Genomic DNA, 22015 nt, shown 5'->3' on the forward strand with positions numbered 1-22015 from the left:
TTCCCCCTTAATCCACTTTCCAGCTCCCATATCCGATATGCGTGCTACAGCTTGCCCAATGCATCCTCAATGGCATCGTTTCCGGCCACAAGATCGAATGCCCTGCGATACGTCTTCTCTTCCTGCAAAGATGCCGCGATAACGCGGGCAACATCCTCGCGCGGGATGCTTCCCGGCTTCAAGTCCGTGCCAACGGCCACTTTGCCGGTGCCCGGCTCATTCTTTAATCCGCCCGGGCGAATGATCGTGTAGTTTAGTTCACTGTCCAACAACGCCCGATCCGCATAGTGCTTTGCCACATAATAGGGCTTGATGGCCTGGGACCATTTTTCCCGCTGATCCGCGCCAAATGCGCTGACCATAATATATCGTTTGATTCCGCGTTCTTTCGCCGCTTCCATCGTTTTCACCGCTCCGTCCAGGTCGATCAGCAGCGTTTTGTCCGCTCCCGTGGAACCGCCAGAACCTGCCGTAAATACGACTGCATCGTGATCCTTCATCGCTTCGGCAAGCTCTTCCACGCTCCCCTCCAAATCGCCAATGACGACATGGGCGCCAAGCTGTTTCAACGATTCCGCTTGTTCAGCTTTTCGAACCATGGCGGTAACCCGGTGTGCTGCTTCTTTGGCCAACAGTTCTACCAGCAGTTTTCCGATCTGTCCGTTTGCTCCGATAACCAATATGTTCATCATAATACGCTCCTTCCGGTTATGGTGATATACGCCTTAATATACCATAACCAACCGTGGCTTTTATAACCGCTGAACAGCGCCCACTTTCTACTTGAACCAACGACGAAATAATCAAAAAGGCGCTCCCGAGGAGAGCGCCCTGTTGCATTGCTACGGTTATTAGTACGCCAGTGCGAACAAACCGTGAATATGGGACAAGTAACGGATGTTACTTGCTTCTTTCATCATTGTTGCAGGCAGGCCTTTCAGGCGAGTCTGGTTGCCGCCGATCATGCCGACAGCGTCTTTGCGACCCAAGCTTCCCAGTGTTCCGGAGAATACCGGCGTGAAGCTTTCCATTGCGCCACCTTTGAACATTACGCCCAGGTTGTGACCGATGGTTTCACCCATTTGCCAAGCCAGTTGTGCTGTTGGAGGGTAAGGACGAGCACCTTCGCTAGGGAAGACCACTGCGCTGTCGCCGGCAACAAACACGTCTTTGTGGGATGTGGATTGCAGAACTTCCGTAACTTTCGCACGGCCGCGATCCACTTCGATTCCGCTGTTGGCAACAACTGCATTACCTTGGACTCCGCCTGTCCATACAAGCGTATTCGTAGGAATGGAGCTGCCGTCTTTCAGCATTACTTCGTTTTCTTTCATTTCGGTGATCGCAACGCCGATAATGAAGTTTACGCCGCGTTTTTCCAAGCTTGTTTTTGCACGCTCAACCAGCTCTGGCGGGAAACCGGCCAGAATGGAAGGACCTGCTTCGACCGTGTAGAGGGAGATATCTTTGAAATCGATACCTTTCTCTTGGCATACGCCTGGCAGAAGGTCAGCGAATTCGCCGACAAGCTCGATACCCGTCAAGCCGCCGCCACCGATAACAAACGTAGCGTCTGCTTTGTTGCCGGATTGTTTGTAAGCATCCAGACGCGCTTCAACGTGTGCACGGATACGGTTTGCATCGTCAACGGATTTGAGCGTGAAGCTGTGCTCTTGCAATCCAGGAATTCCGAAGAATGCCGTTTCGCTGCCCAGGGCAACGACGAGTGCATCGTAAGAGTATGTGGAACCGCTAGCCATCAGCACTTTTTTCTCGTCAGGTTTGATGCTGTCCACCGTATCGATTTTCAGGTTCACGTCTTTGCCGCGCAGCAATTTCTCCAATGGAAGGGCAACCGCCTTTTCGGCGATGCTTCCGGCCGCAAGACGGTGCAGCTCCGTAATGATTTGGTGCGTAGGGAAACGGTTAACGACCGTAATAGTCGCTTCTTCCGGGGTCAAGTATTTGCGCGCAGTCAGCGCAGTCAACAAACCGCCGTAGCCGCCGCCCAAGATCAAGATTTGCTTCGACATATCCATCCTCCGTTCTTTCTAATCTTAACGCTGTTGTTGACGCTCGTTCAGAACACTCAGGAAAGCTTGAGCGAAACGAAGCGATTTTTGTACGTTTGGATCTTTCAGCATTTTAAGCATACCGAATAGACCGACCGTCGATTGGTCGACTTGTGCACGATCTCCTGCTTCGATGGCAGCGGAAGCTACACCTTTTGCAGTGTTCACTACAGGCTTGGCAAATTCGCCCATTGCGCTCATCGTATCGCTGATCAGAACTTTGTCCGTGGCGATGCTTTGTGCGAAATCGTAAGCTTTGGTCATTACCGTAACCATTTCAGCCAGTTTAGGCAGGTTCTCTACCAGTACGGTAAGGGACTCCTGTACCTCAGGCTTCATCAGTTGATCCAGCACGTCCAGGGACTGTTGCTGGTCGGCGCCTTCTGTTACCGGCACCTCTTGTTGAGTAGGCGATTGTGACATAAGAGAAAGTCCTCCTTTACTTTGGGATAGAAGTCCGCGACTTTCATGATGCCTGTCAATCAGAGCCGAACCAGGAATACAAACGATACAATACCAATGTACCAAATTTCACACAATAGAAAGAGCGCAGCCCTTTGGCCACTCTCACATTATGCATTGTATTTAGGTCAGCATTTTGCATCCTTTCTCTCCAAACGTGGATGGACGCAAAATACATAGGTCTATTGCGGACAACAAGTGTTGACACACAAAACGACAAGCAGGCCGAAATCGAACTCTATATCCTTATATTACACCTCTTGCACATGAACATGAAAAAGAAATTTTTTACACTTGTGAAGATATTGTGAACATTGTAACAAATCCGATTTTTTTGTCAAGTATTGCGGCTCGCCGGGCGGTCCATTTACTTCCATATGCTGCCTTTCACCCTACCATATATGGTATTAGGACAAGCTCCTATATGACCATATGTACGAAGCATCACACCGGTCACGATTTTTTTGAGGCTGATAAGAAGCCCTTCTTCCAAAATCATGGTTTTTCATGCAACGAAATGCGTCACTGTGGTTATTATGCAGCGCGCCTTGCCCGCTTATTCTTCGAAGTTTCCAACAACGTCTCTCCAGGCAGAAATAAGGAATGCACGGTGTGCATTCCTTATGCCAATGACATGAATAATCAAGGTTCCTGCCTCTCATTTTCCCCCAAGCAGCTTTCGAGGTCCCTGCGTCAGCTGTTTCGCCCGCCATTCCGCCAGCATGTTCTCCAATATAGCGATGGCGGACCTTTCAAGCGTCTCAACCTGGTCAAGCAGCCTCATCGCCTGATTCGCGTTCATTTCGTCATTCGGGCGTCCGCCCTCAGGAAAAGGAAACAGGCTTGCAAGCCCATCCAGCCTGTCGGTCATCGTGCGGTAGATTTCCTCTGCATCCAGGCAGAGGGCACTGAAGTCGGCATATTCTGGTTCACTCGCCCACTTTTCGGATAGCGTTTTGAGATATTCAGCCGCATAATACCGCGCATCCTGCAGAACGGCCAGATTATAGGCATTGCCATTGGGTTCGATCCGCCCGCAGCGAAAAGCGTTCCGCCAGGCTTCATAAGCCTCCAGACCGCTAACCGTATCCTGCAAAGCATAAGGGTCCTCTCCGCGGTAGTGAGCCAATGCAGCTTCCAGGGCCCCGCCTACGTCCAAAATTCCATTCGAGCCCGCGGCATCGGCCGCCAGCACGAAAATTTCCTGGTTCAATCCACGCCCCAAATGGTCGACCGGATAAATGCCAGCACGAATGTAATCCGCGCCATATAAAGTATGATTTGAACTGTTATATCCGTAGATGAGCCCGAACTCCGGAATATTCAAATCCCAGACAACGGCTGGAACACCACGGTCAATCGAGTAGTGGATCAAGGAAACGGCACTGGCCAACCGCTGGTCCAGGGGCCTTTTTTCCTTCGCTTTGCCTTCGCGCAGCGCCGGATCAAGCAGGTTGGCATTGAGTCCCGCTCCGGTTCCCACCCCCTCGACGGAATATGAAGGAAACCCCATGAAGCGTAAGGCTCGCGATAGCACTTCTTTGAAATGATATGCGGTTGGACCGGCGATATGGATATCCTGCGGGAAAAGTGTCAATCGAAACGCCAGTCCGCTCATCCCCATCACCATGGGCAAGGACAAGGCTGAGCCGGTGTACAGCAGCATTTCATGCAGCGTTTCAGCGGCTGAGCTCCAGGATTGCGGGCTGCGAAAGAACCCAGGCTCACGCAAAATGACCTGTTTGCTGCCATAAGGCGCCCGTTCGGCCAGTACATCGTTTAACGAAAGACGGATATGGCGCTGAGCCAGCTTTTTGCGCCCCCGGGACAACAGCTGATACGTGTTGGCGAGAGTGAGGTCCAACGCGGCAGCAATCTCTTGCGGTGAACGCTCCTCCATAAGATAAGCATGCATGACGCCGCGTTCCTTGCCGCTCAGTCCATGAAGCAGTTCGTGAAACCGTCTGAGCTGCTCGCGCTCTGCAAGCCTTTGCTCCGGGTCGGCATCGCCGCTGGTGATGACAAACGAATCGCAATTCGCCCCGTCCCCCCTCCCGTTCCTGTTCCAACAGTGCGGGGGAGCGCCCTCATTGGGCAGGAAGGCCTCCGTTAATGCCGACAAACTGTACTCCTTCTGCCGATCCTGCCGCCGCATCCGGGAGTACGCCTGATTTCGCACGATGCGCTGTACCCAGGCCGAGAACCGTTCCGCATCCTGAAGCTGCTCCAGATAGACAAAAGCCCGAATCAACGACTCCTGCAAAATATCCTCAGCGAGATATGCATCCCTCACCAGGGAACGCGCATAGCCGAATAGCCGGACCCGGTAACGTCGCACCAGCTCTTCGAATGCAGCCGAATCGCCAGATTTCGCCTGCTTGATGAGAACAATATCCTCAAGCACGGATAATTCTGTACACTGCGCATGCGCTTCCCTGTCCAAATGATCCATGGATCGCTTCAGCGTAGATTTGTTCACGTCGATTCTCTCCTTCCCAAGATGCATGTTTCAGACTGGATACAGCAAGGCTACAGCTGAAGCAGAGCCTCTTCGATGGCAGCCTCCGTCTCGGCCAGTGCTTCCATCGCATCTGCCGCCGCTTGCCAGTGACGGGCAGCAAGGCGGGATTGACACTCGCCAAACTGTCGGGATTGTTTGTACTTCAAGCCCGATAGCTGACCATGATTATTTTTGAAAAAGGAGCCGTAATCATGGGCGCGCCGCGCACCTACAGGCAGGGCAAAATATACGTAATGACTCCATTCGTCCATATCAATCGCGCCATCACGGATCTGGTTTGCCTTATGCAGTATTGCCTGTTTTCCTGTCCGCCCGGATTCCGCGGCCTTGGTCTGATACTGATTTTGCATCGTTTCCCTGAACCAGCTCAGCACGCGCTGATGCAGTTCCTTGACGTCAAGTTGCTCAACCCGCTCAGGGCCTGACCAAAAACGATAGGCACCCGGACTCCAAGGAAATACGCCTCCCTTCCATGCCTCGTTCAGCTGTTCCAGTGTCAGGCAGACATAAGGAAAGCCTGCGGGGTCATGGAGCCAGACTTCATGCTCTCGTATCTCCAGCGCCAGCACATAATGGTCGCACCCGCCAAGATTGTTATGGTTCGGGTTATACACCAGTTTGCCCATATCCAGAGGCCCAAGCATAACCGGGCCTTGATCCAGCGCCTCCCCTAGCTCATACAGAGGTAGTGCAGTGCCCTCCTCCTGTACCCGATGCTGCACGCGGAAGCCCAGCAGTTCCATCGCCCTCGTGATGCCCGAATCCGGAGTTTCGGAGCAATTGTCAAAAAAGAGCAATCCACTGGGTATCAGATGCGCTCCCAGCGAGAAACCACTGGCCACTTCGAGCAGTCCCGGCTCAATGGTCTCTCCCTTGGCCGCCAGCATCATGGCTGCCGAGTTGGCGTAGCAGTACGCTCCATTTCCGATATATGCATTCATATCATACCATCCTCCCTTGAAGTTGAAGAAGCACCGCCATTCAGTGCCTATACTTGATTGACTCCGGAAGGGATCGATTTCTGACAGCTTTTTCAACAAAAAGACGTACGAAGTGAAGAAAGGTTTCCACGCTCGGCGTTTAAAACATGCGCATCCCGGTTAATAAAGGACTACACTTCCGATGAAGGAGATGATCGACATGAGCAATTCGGCTAGCGACAAGATCAAGGCAGGCGTGAACAAAGCCAAGGGCGAGATCAAGGACCAGGTCGGCAATGCAACGGATGACAGATCCCTTCAGGCAGAAGGCAAGATGGACAAAGCCAAAGGGGCGGTCCAAGACAAAATTGCCGATGTAAAAAAACATCACTAACCGTTCGCCAAGAGGGCGATATCTAATCGTTGCGATTCATCCAACAACAGGATGAGGGCATCCCGGTCCGTTACTACATGTTTTTCGTCCATAAGTACGGTGCGGACACGTTAAAAAGCCAAGGAAGGCGTTCGGATCCATCGACCCTTCCCTGGCTTTTTTGCTTTTGTCAGACGGCAACAACTCCGTATCTCGCCATATCCACAAGAAAATCGCGGTTCTCTCTGGAGCAACCATACTGCTTTGCGAACTGTCGCACCCAATCCTTATGTGTTTCATACCAAACGAATGTCCGCTCGAGACCTTCTTCAAGCGTCGTTTGCGGCTCCCAGCCCAGTTCGGCGCGCAGCTTGCCGGAATCGATAACCAGGCTTGACCCTCGGGAATTGGTCGGCTCTTCTTCAGACAGGTTTACCCGTCCTGACGGTTTCAAATTTTGAAGTTCCCGTCCGATCTCTTGCATGGTTGTGCCCACGCCCGAAGAAATATTGTAGACATGGCGCTCCCGCCCATGATGGAGAATCAATTCGATGGCACGCAGCGCATCTTCTATATACAGGAAATCCCGGACGGCAGAACCCTGTATATCCAAAGGAAGGCCGGCGATCATTCTGGCCATGTTGCGGGGCACGACCCGGTCAGGCAATTGCCACGGCCCGTAGAGGTTGGTGAGTCGAAAGACTTTTACGGAAAGCCCGTAACATTGGGCATAGGATTGAGCCAGCATTTCGCAGGCTACCTTGGAGGCGGAATAAGGGGATACCGGCGCATACTCATCCGATTCGCGATATACCTTCCCATGCTGCCCGCCATACACTTCAACGGAAGAAGCAAGGATAACCGGAATGCGATGATCGGCTGCGTGCTGCAGAACGGACTGAGTGCTTGCCGTATTGTTTTGAAACACTTCAACAGGCCGGTGGTACGAGTAATCGACATGAGGCATTGCCGCAAGATGAATGATGCAATCTGTGTTTTCAGGCCATTTCAAACCGCCGCTTATCAGATTATGAGCGATAAGATGCATCGTTGAGCTGTTCGATCCCATGGAGAATCGCTGGCAATAATCATCGAGATCGATCAAAGTAAGGCCATGTCCCCGCTCCGCCAAATAACGGGCGAGATTGAATCCAACAAATCCGGAAGCACCTGTAATGACAATGTTCACCAGTTCATCCCTCCTAGGCCATCATTGTATGCTTGAATCGTACATGCAATGATTATACCTCAAAACGATACAATTCGTATCGTTTTTTCATGCGTTTTCAGAGTTCTTTGTCCGCAGCGTCGGGAATGGGTAATACTTAGTGAGGTGATGCATAGATGAATTCAAAAGAGGCTGGCGTGGATACCCTGTATTTCAAGGATGACGGGATCATTCCAAACAACCCCATTTTGCCTGTTCTGCTGTACCGGCATGTTTGGGCAGCCCAACCGGTTGAAGCCGAACATCTCCTGAACAGGAACGGTTGGGGAAATAGCTGGACCAACGGCGTATTTGATTTTCACCACTACCATAGCAATACGCACGAAGCGCTTGCGGTCATCCAAGGATCGGCAAAGCTCTTGCTCGGCGGAGAGCATGGGCAGCCCGTTTGGGTTGAAGCAGGGGATGTCATCGTGCTGCCTGCCGGAACAGGCCACAAACGCATGGAAAAAAGCCCTGACTTTCGCATCGTCGGGGCTTATCCGGAAGGAATGAACTACAATCTTAAGACTGGCGAACGATCTGAACGACCAGCGGTGCTGCATGAAATTCGGGAAGTGCCCTTGCCTCTTACCGACCCCGTGTACGGCAGTGGGGGCCCGCTGGTAGAGCATTGGGGCAAATTGCGGGGATAGGGGCCGCAAGCAGCCGGCATGGCGCGCGACCTCCATTGTTTAGGGGATATCCCCTCAGGAGGAAATCGACTCGCCTGCCGGTGGATCCAGCTTGCTTACATCCTCGCGTTCGGAAGAACGGGTAAAGTGGCGTTCCAGCTTGCGGCTGGCCCACAGCGAAATCGCAATGAACAGCAGTACGCCCAGCCAGCGCACGGGATGCTCAAGGAACTGCTCCACGTTTGAACCGATATATGTCACGCAGAAGATCATGATCGCTTTCCCCAGCCCGACTGCCACCAAAAAAGAGGCCAGTCTCATTCTTGCGATGCCTGCAGCCACATTAATGATGACAAACGGGCCCACCGGGAAGATGCTTAGCAAAAACACATATCCCATGGCATTGCGCCGGATCCATACCATGCTTCGCTGTACGCGCGGTTTGTTGGACCAGCGTTCCACGAACCTGGATTTGCCGACTTCCCTGACCAGCAGGAACGTCACCGTGCAGCCCAGCACGATTCCGATCCATGAATACAGGAATCCGGCCCACAATCCGTACACGGCTCCGTTTATCCCCACGATCAGCAAGGTCGGCAACGGCGGCACGAACGACTTCATAAATGTCAGCAAAATGCCCGGCAATGGTCCGAGCGAGCGAAACTTCTCCATCCAGAACCGGATGTTCTCTTCCGTGATGTACGACATGATGTCCAAGGTCGTCAGAGTCATGCTCTCCCTCCATCCGTCAGTATTCAAACCTTTATTCGAAGGCGTTGATTCTCATAAATGCGCTCACCCAAGTATAACGTAGAAGCCAGTCCCGAATGGATGTTAATTTGATGAAATTTTAGCTTCTCGGCGTGTTTACGCCCGGCATTAGCGAACCGTTTTTTTATGTACTTGCTGTTTAGACAAAAAAAGAGCCTAATGGCCCTTTTCTCATTCCATGATCACATTCATTTCTTCCTCTATCGTGTTCATCTCATCCTGTATCGCGTTCATCTCTTCCTGATGGGCTGCATTCCATTCGGGTATGCCGGAGCGCATGAACTCGTCCGCATCCATCGCCGCCTTGGACTGGTTGCACAGATTGCAGGCGCACACGCAGTTCATCGGCGTGGTATGACCGCCCTTGGCCCGAGGGAGAAGGTGATCGATCGTGTCTCCATAGGAACCACAGAAATAACAGGTATATCTGTCACGATTCAGAATATATCGCTTGAAGTCCTTGTTGCTGAACAATCGGCGAATCGTATATCGATTGACAACGACGGCGGCCTTCTCCTTCACGAGCGTTACCGCAAGCTCCATCTCGACTTCCTGATGCCAGCGCCGCCCCTTGTCCGTCTTGCCGCGCATGCGTACCAAGCCCTGCCTGTTCGTACGCAAAAACGAAGGGTCTTCCGGGTCCAATACCGAAGGTTTCGCCGCAGCATGGCGACGCGGGCGACCATCCGCGACGGCACTTCGGTTGCGATTGGCATGGGCAGCTGCCGGACGTTTGCCGTCACTCGCGGCAGCCTCTCCATCTGCTGATTCCTTTCGTGCGGGGGATGCTTCTTGACGCCCGCTCTCCGCCCGGACCAACGGGCGTGTGCCTGCCTCATCCCCTGCAGACTGTTCGGCTATCGCCTGCAGTTCCGGACGTTTGCTTTTGCGTTTGCGCCTTCTCCGCTTTCGTTTGACGGTTGCGGAATCAGCAGCAACAGCAGCTGCAGGTATGCTTGCCGTCCCGGAATCGGGTTCGGTTGCGAGACCTTCCGTGATAACCGGCGATCGTGCAGGCTTCGGAGATGCAGCTGTTGCACTGTCGAAAGCTGCGGTTTTGGCACGTTTTTTTCGCGGTTTGCCGATGCCGGACGCGCCCGATAAATCCTTGGTCTCAGATGAAGCTCGCCCTTCGTCTCGAGCCTGAAGCGCTGCGGCATCCACACTTCTCTGCCCTGACCATGCCGGTCCGCTTGCCAGCCCGGCCATCGGCTCACCCTTATTCGCGCCAAGTTGGCGACAATTGCGGCAGGCCCCGCGTCTGGAGCCGGCACCAGCCCTTTTTCCGGTTCTGCGCCGAAAAGCGGACAACGGGTAGGTATGTCCGCAATATGTACATGTTTTGGTCTGTCTGGCCTCATGTTCTGTCATGCTGTTCCGGAAAGGGGCTGTGCCCATCTCCATGATGTCACCTCGATTCCGTATGAATCCGGTTTCTTTCCATTGTATCACATCCGATAAGAAAACCTCTAACGGAGGCATTCAGGGAGTCAGACTGCTTTTCGAAGACGGATCGGATTAAGATTGCATCGTTAAGCCCTGCCGAACGGTCTAATTCCGGCAATCCTTATACCAGCACTCCTGTGCGATTTCCGGACCGTTCTCCGTTCCGTTTCCCTGCGCTCGTCCGCATTCGCGCAATATATGTTCCACATACTCAAGTATATCTTCAACTGCTTTTCCGCATTGTTCGCATGTCTTCATTCGAATCACCTTATTTCCAAAATTGGTTTCATGTCCACACCCTTCTTACCCATTATACACCAGAATGAAACACCTGTTCTCATTTTTTTCGAAAAACGCTGTACAAAGCGTAAACAAAAAAACCGTATCCCTAACCCTAAGGTCGACAAGGATACGGTTTATTATTCCATGCAGGATAGACGTTAACGAACGTCCACCTGTCCCGGATTGCTTTGAGGTACCAAACGCGGTTTGGGCTTCGGCAGATTTCCGAAAATGACCCAAGCGAACGGGATGAACCTCGCTGTCAGGGCTACCACGATCCACGAGGCAACGAGTGCGATGCCGAAACCTCCCGCATACCACAGATGCACCAGCCAAGATGTTCCCGTTTGCGGCGGAAACTCGCGATAGACCAGCAGGAAGAACGGATGAATCAGGTAGATGCCGAACGACAAAGCCCCAAGCGAGCTCAGCGGCTTCACGAGGAATTTCGGACCCTTGCGGTACAGCAGGTAAGAAATCTGGATGAGCACCAGCGCGCAGGCAAAGGTGTGCACATTCCACAACAGCTCATAATACAGCGTATTGTACGTAGCTATTTTCATGCGAAGCAGATAGTAGATGTATACATGGCCGAGACCTGCCCCGATCCATACAATCCATAAGGCAATCCATGAAGCTACGCGGCCTGTGGTCGCATTTTCGCGGCTAACGATAAACCACTGCTTGATCTTCGGAAAATACACCCCGATGAATGCTCCTAGCATGAAGTAGGAGAAGTAAGAGAATGCCCAGCTTCCTTTGTTCGGTACCTGGAATCCGTATTTGTTGCTTACGATGAAGGCCCATTGAATAAGCAGCCCGATCGGCACGGACCATTTAACGACGGCGGGATATTTCTTGAGCAGCCATAATACCAACGGAAAGAGCAGGTAAAACTGCATGTTGATAAACACGAAGTACAAGTGCGTGTAAGCTTTGCCCGTAAACAACTTGCTGATGAAGCTGATGGCCGATTCCCCGAACGGACGCCCCTGATAATGCGTAACGTGAAGAATCACGAAGTAGAACAGGGAGAACAGGAAATAAGGCAGCAAGATATACACGAACCGTTTCTTGTAGAAGTTGCCGATCAACTTCTTGTCGAGCGGACGGGAATAATAGTTATAGAACAGCACAAAGCTGCTCAGAAAAATAAAAGAAGGCGTACCATACTTCATGAAAATGTTAATGAAATTGTACAACCAGTAGTATCCCGATTCCGTCATGTCAACAGTGGCATATGAAGTCGAGTGCACGCACAGAACGCCGATAATGGCCATGGCGCGGACCAGATTCAACTCCGGTATTCGTTCTCTTTTGATCGTTTCTGTCATGTTTTGCGTTTCTCCTTAATTATTTCGTCAATAACGTATTGCGATAATCTCAATCTCTATTAAAAAGCATATAGCTTAATAAGGGTAGTCCAACTTCTTAAAAATTCCTGAATTTTCAACTTTTTTTGCCATCATAAAATTTCACCAAATGCAAAAAAGACCGCAACGACGCGGTCTGGAGGAATAAAGCGGAATCAACCTGTATGCCAAAAAAATTATTGGCTGACGGGGATGAATATGGAAAACTCAGGTTCAGGATCGTACGGGTCCTGATCCATCGGGTACACCTCATAATGGGTAAACGGCTCGTTCAACGCTTTGAAGCCTTGTTGCTCGATCCAGGCATAAATATGGTTGTAGGATGCCTCGATGCTCTGTCCTTTGACATGACTGCATGTGGCATAGGTCTGTGCAGGTACATCCATGCGCAGCATGCCTTCGGGAACCGAAGCCTCTTGTTCCGCTTCAACCTCGACAGCGACAAGATGCGAAAAATGAGTTTCCGTCATATGATAGGACAGACCTAGCAGTTCCTTTGGATGGAGAACACCTTCAATTTCCGGCAATCGCCGTTTGAATTCCATCTGCACGGCTCGAATGCCACCGGCACCCGCCTCCGCAAATGTTCCCTCCCACTTCAATCCGATGACTACCGCGGCATCCTTATGCAGAAGCATCGCTTCGTTGACCTGATTCATCGTTCTCCTCACCCTTTCAACATTGGTTCTTGTTCACGCATGCTGTCTTTGTTGTCGCTAGCCTGACTCTATTTTATACTAATATAATGACAAATTCTGTCACAATAAAAAACATTTCTTCCTAAGGAGCGACCGGTATCATGACCAAAACGCAGCGCTTGATCGAACTGATGATGCGGGTATATGAGAAACGAACCTTTACCGTGGAAGACATGGCCTCCGAGTTCGGCGTATCCTATCGGACCATGCTGCGGTATTTGCACGAGCTCAGCGGCATGGGGGTACCTTTGTATGCAGAGGCCGGCAGGGCCGGAGGGTATTCCTTGCTGCCCTCTGCTGCACGAAAAGGAATCATGACCGATTCCATACAGCCGGCCGCCGATCCATTCCGGCGCGTATTACGTCCCGAGATCCACATTGTCGGCATCGAGTTCCAAGCCCCCTTCACAGCCGTGTATATGGCCAAGGTCATGATCCCCAGGTTATGGTCGGAACTGGAGCGCAGGCGGCATGAAATCGTTCGTCAAAAGCAAGCAGGGAACAGTACGGGCGTTACGCTGAGCCGTTCAAAGATATATCGTTACGTGGCCGGGGTGGAGGTGTCGCACCTTCACGAAATACCGCAGGGTATGGTCGGCTTGACCCTTCCTGCGTGCGAATATGCTGTTTACACCCACCAGGGCGGCTCCGACCGGGCTGAAACCGATCAAACCTTCTTATGGTTGGCAGAAAAGCTGAGGCAACGCGGGTTGGAGCCGAACATGACAGCTTACTCGTTGGAATCAAGGCATTCCGGCGATGCGCAGTCCATGGACATTTACATCCCCTTACTCGATAACGCTGCAGAAGGCGTAAGCCCATAATCCGTTCATAAACCTCGTTAGCTCCCTGCCGCGAAGTCTAAGGTTCTTATAAAATACAAAAACCACAGGATTCTCCCGGCATTCCGTCGGAGCATCGCTGCGGCTTTTGACATGCTATCGTTCTATTCGGAATCAGGCGTGGCCTTCCACGACCCGACCGAGCTTCTGTACAATTCCAGTCCAGCCCTGAGACATTTTCTCTCGTACGATGGCGTGAGCCTGCCCAAACTCGGTCAGCTTGTCCGCATCCCAGCCGTCGTGAATCAACGTGAAGTCCGTGCTCTCCCCATGCGCTTCAAGCTCGAAGGTCAGCGTCCAATCTTTCCCCCAACGAAAAGAGAGCTTATGCAGCGGCTGCACTTCGGTGACCTCACAAGGGGATTGACCAAATGGTCCTGCCTCCAAAATGAACTTGTGGCCCACCACAGGCTCCAAGTTGCTGGGCATGAACCAGGAAGCCATGCCTTCGGACGTGGACACGATATTCCATACCTTCTCCGCAGGGGCCTGCAGCGTGAGTTGTTGCCGGATTGCCGGCAATGCACTTGATGATTCCATATCTTCGCCTCCTTGGCAAGGTTATTGTTCTCTGTACACTTTGTTTCAAACGTTGCTCCTACCACTATATCCGGGGATCGTGCAAATATGCAAATAAGCCGGTGCATGGCATCTCCATGCATCGGCCCGGCCTCAATCAGTATCCACGTGTATATTGCTGCGCAATGGCTGCCTGCTTGACGTCCGCACCCAACTTCAGTGCGGCATGGTTGGCCCAATACGGATCACGCAGCATGCCTCTGCCTACCGCCACGAGGTCGGCATCGCCGTTGCCGATCACGGCTTGAGCAAGGGAGGCGTCATCCAGCAAACCCACGGCAATGACCGGGACGCCGAGCTCATCTCGGAAACGGCGGGCAAACGGAACCTGGTACCCCGGATAATTGCCCGGCTTCCGCGTTCCAGACGGGCCCTCGCCGCCGGAACTGATGTGGAACATGTCGACGCCCGCTTCCTTGTATGCCCGTGAAATGTCGAGGGTATGGTCGATATCGTAGCCTCCGTCGGCGTATTCCACGGCGGAAATGCGCATAATAAGCGGCATGGTATCCGGCATCACCTTTTTAGCCGCACGAATGATTTCGCAGCCGAAGCGCGACAAATCTTTACCGTATTCGTCCTCGCGATGATTCATCAGCTTGGAATGGAATTGGTGGATCAGGTATCCGTGCGCCCCGTGAAGCTCAATCGCGTCTACACCCGCTTGAACTGCTCGCCGTACGCCGTCCGCGAATTTTTGCACCATGACCTGAACCTCTTCCGTGCTCAGCGCACGTGGAGTCTTGAAGTTTTCGCCAGGGAACGTCACTACGGAAGGAGCCACCGGCTGTTTGGCATCCTCTGCTTTTCGCCCTGCATGCGCGATCTGGATCGCCACTTTGGAGCCATATGCATGCATTCCATTCACAAGCTTGGCAAAAGCGGGAATATGCTCATCGGACCAAATGCCCAGGTCATTGTCGGTAATGCGCCCGTCCGGTTCCACATCGGTCATCTCAATGACGATCAGGCCGGTTCCCCCAACCGCCCGGCTCACGTAGTGAACGTGATGCCAATCGTTGGGAATGCCGTCTTTCGCCGTTACGGAGTACTGGCACATCGGTGCCATGACCACGCGATTATTCAACTCGAGCCCCTTGAAGCGATATGGCGAAAACAAAGATTCTGTCATTTTCTCATCATCTCCTAAGTAAATCGTTATTTATTTCAATGTCCTGAAACACGATCGGAAAACAACCCATTCGTCATTCAATATCTTATTATGAACCTGATCAGCATAATTACAAGTACGGACATTTTTTACCGCTCTACTCTTTTTATACTTAACCCGGCCCGCGCGAACCCCATCCAAAACATGGTATGATATTTGCAAACCGTTCTGAAGGAGTGATACGGATGAAAGATATTTTAATCCAAAGACTGACCACCTATGCCCAAATGGACACCCAATCCGACGAAAACAGCGAAACCTGCCCTTCCACGCCAGGCCAATTGGAGCTCGGCAAACATCTGGTCGAAGAATGCAAAGCCATCGGTCTGCAAGACGTCACCATGGACGAGAACGGTTATGTCATGGCAACGCTGCCTTCCAACACGGATAAGGACATCCCGGTCATCGGCTTTCTGGCCCACCTGGACACCGCAACTGACTTTACGGGCAAAAACGTCAAACCGCAAATCCTTGAAAATTACGATGGACAAGACATCGTCCTTAATGAAGAATTGGACGTTGTTCTGTCCGTCGCCGAGTTCCCTGAGCTGCATGAATACAAGGGGCATACATTGATGACGACGGACGGCACCACGCTGCTCGGCGCGGATAACAAAGCAGGCATCGCCGAAATCATGACGGCCATGGCTTATCTGATCGAGCATCCGGAGATCAAACACGGGAAGATCCGCGTTGCCTTCACGCCGGACGAGGAGATCGGTCGGGGACCGCACCGCTTCGATGTGGCAGCATTCGGGGCCAAGTACGCATATACGGTCGACGGCGGTCCGCTTGGAGAATTGGAGTACGAGAGCTTTAACGCCGCAGCCGCCAAAATTACGATTCGCGGCACCAACGTGCACCCCGGAACGGCAAAAGGCAAGATGGTGAACTCGGCCAAAATCGCGATGGAGCTGAACAGCCGTCTGCCGATCAAAGAGGCCCCCGAGTTTACGGAAGGCTACGAAGGTTTCTATCATTTGTTATCGATTGAAGGAGACGTGGAGCAGACCCGAATGAGTTACATTATCCGGGACTTTGACCGCAACAGCTTTGAAGCCCGCAAATCCACGATGCAAACGATTGTGGCCGAACTGAAAACCAAATATGGCGAAAAGATCGTTACGCTCGAACTCAAGGATCAGTATTTCAATATGCGGGAAAAGATCGAGCCTGTGAAGCATATCGTGGATATTGCCCATGAAGCGATGACGCGGCTGGACATCGAACCCGTCATTCGTCCGATTCGTGGCGGAACGGACGGATCGCAGCTCTCCTATATGGGCATGCCTACGCCGAACATCTTTACCGGGGGAGAGAACTATCACGGCAAATTCGAATACATCTCGGTCGACAATATGGTTAAAGCAACGAAGGTTATTATTGAAATAGCGAAGCTGTTCGAGGAACAAGACGCGAAGTAAACAACGTCCTTCACTTTCTCGGCAGTGCACGCCTCACGCCGCATGCCGGCTAGCAAGTCAACGCAACCTGCAAAGAGCACCCTCAGCAACGATCGGGGGTGCTTTTATGCATGGGCATCGCTCACGTTGCTCCCGTTTATCCGTTTCGGACCATTATTCGTACATGTTCCCCCCGGCGATTTCCCGCAGCTGCTCAACATCCCGAACCACGATCTTTTTCTGTTCTTTGCGGATGATGTCCCGCTCGCACAGATCCGAAATGACGCGGTTTAAATGCCTGTAGCTCGTACCTAACAGATCGGCAAGCTCCGTCAAACGGGAGGTCTGGATCTCCTCATTGACTTGTCCCCCTTGCTCCATCGTGGATAACATGTAACTGGCAAAGCGGCTTTCTACCGGATATAACAAGTTCAGGCTCGAAAAATTGGAGAACGTATAAAGCTTGTGGGTTATATGGCCAAGCATGAAATGGAGAAATTTTGGATTGCTGGCATACGTGCTTTGCAGGAAATGGTAGCTTATACCAAGCAGCAAGCTTTTGCTCACCGTTTGCACCGTGTTTTTGGCCTCCTTGCCATTAACGAGCTCCAGATCGCCCACCAAAGCAGGCGGAGTGGAGAAACGAAGCAGCAACGATTTCCCGTTAGGCGACGTCGTATAAATCTTAAGCTTGCCTTCGACGAGAAAATACAGACGATCGGGCCGTTCGCCTTTGGAACAAATGATTTCTCCCTTGGAAGCTTCCAACAGCCTTAACTCGCCAAGGGCAGCTTCATTCAACACCTGATCCAGACCATGCTCTCTCGCAAGCCGACGAACCTGTTGAAAGTCCAATATTTCTTTCATACCGAATAACCTCCTGCGTCATCTTTTGAAGGCCAGTCATGGACACATGTCCTGTTTTTGATATATGTACATAGGAATATCTTGATATAAAAATAGTTACTATTAGAACTTATATCCAGCACCACGATATAAATGGATGTTTCACTGAAAATATTACGTTAAACATTCACAAATTTATCTAAAATACAGTTAATGATAGCGCACTCTTATCCGATGATATATACAGTTTGTTCACCTTTTGTAGACATCACTCCAGCCAGGAAAGGAACATCAGCCATGAATATTATAGAAGCTCTTACGAAATCCCTGCCTTACATCAGCCGAATTCTTAGAGAACCCATCGGCCTTTCATTATATGATCATGAAAAGGTAGTCGACGTGATCACCAACGAGAAGTTCAGCCTTGGTTTCAAGCCGGGCGAGCCGCTCCTCGATAACTTCAAAAACTTCTCCGCTTTGGTGAATGGTCGGGAAGCCTCGCTTACCAAAGTGCCGGCAGAAGTGTACGGATTCGAAATGGACGTGCTCAGCATCCCGATTTTTGACGACGAAAATAAGGTCGTTGCCGTGTTCTCCGCATCCTACGATCAGTCCAATCAAAATCATCTTGAAGCCATTATCCAAGAAAACCAAGCGATTAACAGCCATCTGGTGGACATGGTGCAGCACGTTGCCGCTCATGCCGAAGAATTGCAAGCGACCAGCGAGCAAATTCTCGAGAACACACGCCTGGCCGTGCAAAATTCGAGTCAGATCAACAAAGTCGCCGGCTTTATTCGAGAGATTTCGGAGCAGACCAACCTGCTTGGCTTGAACGCCGCCATCGAAGCCGCCCGCGTGGGTGAAGCAGGTGCAGGATTCGGCGTTGTGGCGTCCGAAGTCCGCAAGCTCTCGATCGATGCCAAACAAGCCACGACGGATATCGATGCCAGCCTGAAAGACGTGCAGCATGTCATCAAACAAATGGAGGTTGAGGTATCGCAGATCGCGGCTTCTTCCCAAGAACAAGCAACGCTTGTACAGTCTTTCACGGATGTGATCGAAAAGTTGAACGCAACCGGGGAGCGCATGAAACTGCTCGCAGACCAACTCATCAGCTACACGGTTGAAGCCAAGTAATCCGTTATGCAAACAGGACTTCCAGGAAAACTACGTAAGTAGGATCTCCTGGAAGTCTTGTTTACTTTATTTCAATTTATAGAAAACGCATGAATCAACCACGCTAGGCCACTACGAGCGCAGTACCATCTTCCGATCACTGTTGTCCGCAGATGGCGATTCCGGCTCCCAACATTCAACCTCGCCCGGAATGCGGATGCGGTCGCGGGTGAAGACCGGGTCCCGCCCTTCTGCCTTTTGCCTCTTGTAATCCTTCAACGCTTCAAACGTTACTTTAGACAGCATCAGGATTGCGATCAAATTCACCACAACCATCAGCCCCATGAACAAGTCGGCCAAATCCCATACCAGCTGCACCTTGGCAACGGCACCAAACACGACCATCGCAATGACGCAAACGCGGTATAACCAGAGCCATCCTTTATTGGACTTCAGGAATTCGATGTTCGTCTCCCCGTAATAATAATTGCCGATAAGCGTACTGAAAGCAAACAGAAACACCATAACAGCCAAAAAGCCGGAAGCCCATGATCCGATATGCACGCTTAATGCCGCCTGGGTAAGCTCAATTCCGCCCAAATTCGATCCTTCGTACAATCCGGACATCAAGATGATCATGGCCGTGCTTGTGCAAATGATGAGCGTGTCGGTCAATACGCCAAACGCCTGAATGAGCCCCTGCTTGACGGGGTGCGAAGTATCGGCCGTTGCCGCAGCGTTCGGCGCGCTCCCCATCCCCGCTTCATTCGAGAACAAACCGCGTTTGACGCCATTCATGAGGGCAGCACCGAGCGTCCCCCCCGCCACTTGCTCGAACCCGAAGGCATTTTTGACGATCAACGCAATCATTGCAGGCAGTTCCGTGACGTTCGACAGCACCACGAAGGCAGCCACGCCGATGTAGAGCACGGCAAGCACGATGACGATGTATTCGGAAGCTTTGGCGATGCGTTTGACCCCGCCCCAGATGATCGCGGCGAATATTACCGCCATAATGATGCCCACCGTCAGACGATCCGTGCCAAACGAATTTTGAAAGGCAACGGTGATCGTGTTGGACTGCACCGCATTAAACACCAGACCGAACGAGAGAATGATCAGGACGGCAAACAGCGCACCCATCCAGCGTTTTCCCAACCCCCGTTCCATGTAATAAGCCGGTCCTCCTCGGAAACCACCGTTGTCCCGGACTTTATAGATTTGGGCCAGCGTGCTCTCCACAAAACTGGAAGCCGCACCGATGATGGCGATGATCCACATCCAGAACACCGCCCCCGGACCACCCAAAGCGATGGCCAACGCAATGCCCGTAATATTGCCCGTGCCCACGCGCGCAGCCATGCTGATGCAAAACGCCTGAAACGGCGATATGGTGCCCGGCTTCTTGCTCTTCGGCTCGGTAAGCACCTTCACCATGTCTCCAATCATGCGAAACTGCATGAATCTCGTTCTCGTGGTAAAATAGACCCCGCACACGACCAACAAAATAATCAATAACTTGGACCATAGAAAATCGTTGAAAAACATGACGATATCTTGTATTGTTTGCTCCATCAGCACTGCCCCTTATCTTCTATAATTCATTCGAATCGGCGATCTGCCCGGCTCTCGGGCTTTCATATACACATCCTGCACTGCCGTTTGCATCATTTCGCATATGCTTAAAGTAACGATGTTACTTATAGTACGGGAACATCTACCGAAATCGACATTTATCTACGTGTGATGGGCAAAATTTTTGTTATAAAGTGATATTCGGCCATATGTTGTGACTTTACTTGACACGATGAGGATGATAGGCGCAATGACCGCCACTCATCAGAAATGTATGCATGTTTCTGAGACACACCGCCAAAACAGGGCATACTGTGGGCAAAGATAGGATGGGGAGACATCGGATTTTGTGCAAGCCGTTCGCAAATAGGTCGCTTGTGATCAAGAAAGGAGGAAGAAGGTTGAGGTATTTTATCGTGGATGACGATCAAGGAATCCGTTCCATGCTCGGTGATATTATAGAGGATGAAGGACTGGGTGAAATTGCCGGCGAATCCGAAGACGGGATGCACGTACACGCGGAGCTGCTTGAGCTGAACAAAGTGGACATCCTGCTGATCGATCTGCTTATGCCGCAGCGTGATGGTATTCAGACGATCCGCGCGCTTGGAAACCGTTTCGGCGGGAAAATCGTCATGATTTCGCAAATCGAATCCAAAAGCATGATCGGGGAAGCTTACTCGCTTGGCATTGAATACTATATTACTAAACCGCTCAACCGCCTGGAGATCGTATCGGTACTCCGCCTTGTCAACGAGCGGTTGAGAATGCAGCAGTCGATTCAGGAAATCCAGCGCACGCTTCAAGGATTGACAGGGATTCAAGGGTCTGAGCGCCAAAGCGGACAGGCCGCCGAAAAAAACATTACGACCGCGGGACATCATCTGTTATCGGAAATGGGCATGGTGGGGGAAGCGGGCAGCAAAGACCTGCTCGACATGCTGGAGTTTCTGGAGGAAACCGAAACGGAAGAGCATAAGCTATCCCCGTACATGTTCCCTTCCCTTAAGGATGTTTTCCATAACGTTGCCTTGCGCAAACTGGGAGCAGACGCGTCTCCCGCTGAGATCAACAAGGAGATCAAGGCTGCCGAACAACGCGTTCGCCGCGCCATTTTCCAAACGCTCAGCCATGTTGTTTCGCTCGGGCTTACAGACTATACCCATCCCAAGTTCGAAAACTACGCATCAAAGTTTTTTGATTTTACCGAAATCCGCAAAAAAATGCTGGAGCTGCAAAACAACGTCGAGCCATCCTTGTCCCAAACAAGGATCAACACCAAAAAATTCGTTCAAGTGCTGTACCTTGAAGCGAAACGCCTTCTGCAGCATTGACCGCCACATCCACAAACAATGCGGACATGTCCTGACCGGAAGTGCACAGCGCTATCGCTGCCTGCTGCTCCCGGCCATTTGCATGTCCGCATTGGGATAAAGCTATATGAAAAAGAAGATTAGCATGAGAAATTAAATCGGCCTGACCCCAGCCTTGCTTCCATGTTTTCGATGATATTCGTTGATCAGCTCGTCCAATGCCATGGACTGCCGAATGACATCCGGATGCCCTAGCCCACCTTTGTTATGTTCCACCAGCATGTGCAGGTTATGTCTCGCTTTTTCGATTTGACTTTTCAGATCCAAACTCATTACCATCACCCGAGACCTCCTTAATACTGTGATATAGTTTAGGTTTTGCTGTCAATCTTCGGTTGGATTAACAT

Annotated in this window: 20 protein-coding genes and 2 pseudogenes; 7 read left to right on the top strand and 15 right to left on the bottom strand. The window is 51.5% G+C overall.

The window, feature by feature from the left end:
* Positions 1–44 precede the first annotated feature (44 nt).
* The 5 genes from L6H98_RS04965 to L6H98_RS04985 all read right to left on the bottom strand — a co-directional run bounded on the left by L6H98_RS04965 (position 45) and on the right by L6H98_RS04985 (position 5996).
* Entirely contained in the window at positions 45–689 is a 645-nt protein-coding gene (locus tag L6H98_RS04965) for an SDR family oxidoreductase (RefSeq protein WP_236413734.1), read from the bottom strand.
* Positions 690–851: 162 nt separating this feature from the next.
* Positions 852–2033 (bottom strand): NAD(P)/FAD-dependent oxidoreductase, encoded by a 1182-nt coding sequence (locus tag L6H98_RS04970; protein ID WP_236413361.1) that lies wholly within the window; start codon positions 2031–2033, stop codon positions 852–854.
* Between the two features lie 24 nt (positions 2034–2057).
* Positions 2058–2495, bottom strand: a complete 438-nt coding sequence (locus tag L6H98_RS04975; protein ID WP_236413362.1) for a DUF1641 domain-containing protein — start codon at positions 2493–2495, stop codon at positions 2058–2060.
* Positions 2496–3192: 697 nt separating this feature from the next.
* Complete coding sequence (locus tag L6H98_RS04980) at positions 3193–5013, bottom strand: RNA polymerase sigma factor (protein WP_236413364.1); 1821 nt, start codon at positions 5011–5013, stop codon at positions 3193–3195.
* 50 nt (positions 5014–5063) lie between these two features.
* Positions 5064–5996 (bottom strand): hypothetical protein, encoded by a 933-nt coding sequence (locus L6H98_RS04985; RefSeq protein ID WP_236413366.1) that lies wholly within the window; start codon positions 5994–5996, stop codon positions 5064–5066.
* A gap of 199 nt (positions 5997–6195) precedes the next feature.
* Here L6H98_RS04985 and L6H98_RS04990 point away from each other — a divergent pair, with 199 nt between their 5' ends.
* Positions 6196–6369, top strand: a complete 174-nt coding sequence (locus L6H98_RS04990) for a CsbD family protein (protein ID WP_236413367.1) — start codon at positions 6196–6198, stop codon at positions 6367–6369.
* Between the two features lie 169 nt (positions 6370–6538).
* Here L6H98_RS04990 and L6H98_RS04995 read toward each other — a convergent pair whose 3' ends face one another.
* A complete protein-coding gene (locus L6H98_RS04995) occupies positions 6539–7537 on the bottom strand; it encodes an NAD-dependent epimerase/dehydratase family protein (RefSeq protein WP_236413368.1) in 999 nt (332 codons plus the stop codon).
* A gap of 155 nt (positions 7538–7692) precedes the next feature.
* Between L6H98_RS04995 and L6H98_RS05000 the strand changes: the two genes are divergently transcribed.
* On the top strand, positions 7693–8211 hold the full coding sequence (locus L6H98_RS05000; RefSeq protein WP_236413369.1) for a cupin domain-containing protein: 519 nt from the start codon (positions 7693–7695) through the stop codon (positions 8209–8211).
* Positions 8212–8265: 54 nt separating this feature from the next.
* Here the strand turns inward: L6H98_RS05000 and L6H98_RS05005 are convergent, their stop codons facing one another.
* The 4 genes and pseudogenes from L6H98_RS05005 to L6H98_RS05020 form a co-directional block, all read right to left on the bottom strand.
* Positions 8266–8922 (bottom strand): TVP38/TMEM64 family protein, encoded by a 657-nt coding sequence (locus tag L6H98_RS05005; RefSeq protein WP_236413370.1) that lies wholly within the window; start codon positions 8920–8922, stop codon positions 8266–8268.
* A 210-nt stretch (positions 8923–9132) separates the two neighbouring features.
* Positions 9133–9582 (bottom strand): annotated as a pseudogene (locus tag L6H98_RS05010) (HNH endonuclease); the annotation flags it as partial.
* Between the two features lie 1265 nt (positions 9583–10847).
* Positions 10848–12023 (bottom strand): acyltransferase, encoded by a 1176-nt coding sequence (locus tag L6H98_RS05015; RefSeq protein ID WP_236413371.1) that lies wholly within the window; start codon positions 12021–12023, stop codon positions 10848–10850.
* Between the two features lie 215 nt (positions 12024–12238).
* Entirely contained in the window at positions 12239–12721 is a 483-nt protein-coding gene (locus tag L6H98_RS05020; RefSeq protein WP_236413372.1) for a GyrI-like domain-containing protein, read from the bottom strand.
* 140 nt (positions 12722–12861) lie between these two features.
* On the opposite strand from L6H98_RS05020, the pseudogene L6H98_RS05025 reads away from it, so the two are divergent.
* A pseudogene (locus tag L6H98_RS05025) lies at positions 12862–13050 on the top strand (HTH domain-containing protein); the annotation flags it as partial.
* A 24-nt stretch (positions 13051–13074) separates the two neighbouring features.
* Complete coding sequence (locus L6H98_RS05030) at positions 13075–13584, top strand: GyrI-like domain-containing protein (protein ID WP_290371424.1); 510 nt, start codon at positions 13075–13077, stop codon at positions 13582–13584.
* Between the two features lie 132 nt (positions 13585–13716).
* Here L6H98_RS05030 and L6H98_RS05035 read toward each other — a convergent pair whose 3' ends face one another.
* Positions 13717–14142: an SRPBCC domain-containing protein gene (locus tag L6H98_RS05035; protein ID WP_236413373.1), complete on the bottom strand. Its 426-nt coding sequence runs from the start codon at positions 14140–14142 to the stop codon at positions 13717–13719.
* Positions 14143–14278: 136 nt separating this feature from the next.
* The gene (locus L6H98_RS05040) at positions 14279–15313 is read right to left on the bottom strand and encodes an NADH:flavin oxidoreductase/NADH oxidase (protein WP_236413375.1); all 1035 of its coding nucleotides are present in this window, start codon (positions 15311–15313) and stop codon (positions 14279–14281) included.
* Positions 15314–15537: 224 nt separating this feature from the next.
* Between L6H98_RS05040 and pepT the strand changes: the two genes are divergently transcribed.
* Entirely contained in the window at positions 15538–16776 is a 1239-nt protein-coding gene (gene pepT, locus L6H98_RS05045; protein ID WP_236413377.1) for a peptidase T, read from the top strand.
* 153 nt (positions 16777–16929) lie between these two features.
* On the opposite strand, the gene L6H98_RS05050 is transcribed toward pepT, so the two are convergent.
* Positions 16930–17622, bottom strand: a complete 693-nt coding sequence (locus L6H98_RS05050; protein WP_236413378.1) for a cyclic nucleotide-binding domain-containing protein — start codon at positions 17620–17622, stop codon at positions 16930–16932.
* A 276-nt stretch (positions 17623–17898) separates the two neighbouring features.
* Between L6H98_RS05050 and L6H98_RS05055 the strand changes: the two genes are divergently transcribed.
* Entirely contained in the window at positions 17899–18741 is an 843-nt protein-coding gene (locus tag L6H98_RS05055) for a methyl-accepting chemotaxis protein (RefSeq protein WP_236413379.1), read from the top strand.
* A gap of 111 nt (positions 18742–18852) precedes the next feature.
* On the opposite strand, the gene L6H98_RS05060 is transcribed toward L6H98_RS05055, so the two are convergent.
* On the bottom strand, positions 18853–20295 hold the full coding sequence (locus L6H98_RS05060; RefSeq protein ID WP_236413380.1) for an alanine/glycine:cation symporter family protein: 1443 nt from the start codon (positions 20293–20295) through the stop codon (positions 18853–18855).
* 401 nt (positions 20296–20696) lie between these two features.
* Here L6H98_RS05060 and L6H98_RS05065 point away from each other — a divergent pair, with 401 nt between their 5' ends.
* Positions 20697–21629 (top strand): response regulator, encoded by a 933-nt coding sequence (locus L6H98_RS05065; RefSeq protein WP_236413381.1) that lies wholly within the window; start codon positions 20697–20699, stop codon positions 21627–21629.
* A gap of 132 nt (positions 21630–21761) precedes the next feature.
* Here the strand turns inward: L6H98_RS05065 and L6H98_RS05070 are convergent, their stop codons facing one another.
* The gene (locus tag L6H98_RS05070; RefSeq protein ID WP_236413382.1) at positions 21762–21947 is read right to left on the bottom strand and encodes an aspartyl-phosphate phosphatase Spo0E family protein; all 186 of its coding nucleotides are present in this window, start codon (positions 21945–21947) and stop codon (positions 21762–21764) included.
* Between the last annotated feature and the right edge of the window lie 68 nt (positions 21948–22015).

Origin of the sequence: Paenibacillus sp. JJ-223 (assembly GCF_927798175.1) — a bacterium.
In the GTDB taxonomy this organism is placed as follows: Bacteria; Bacillota; Bacilli; order Paenibacillales; family Paenibacillaceae; genus Paenibacillus; species Paenibacillus hubeiensis.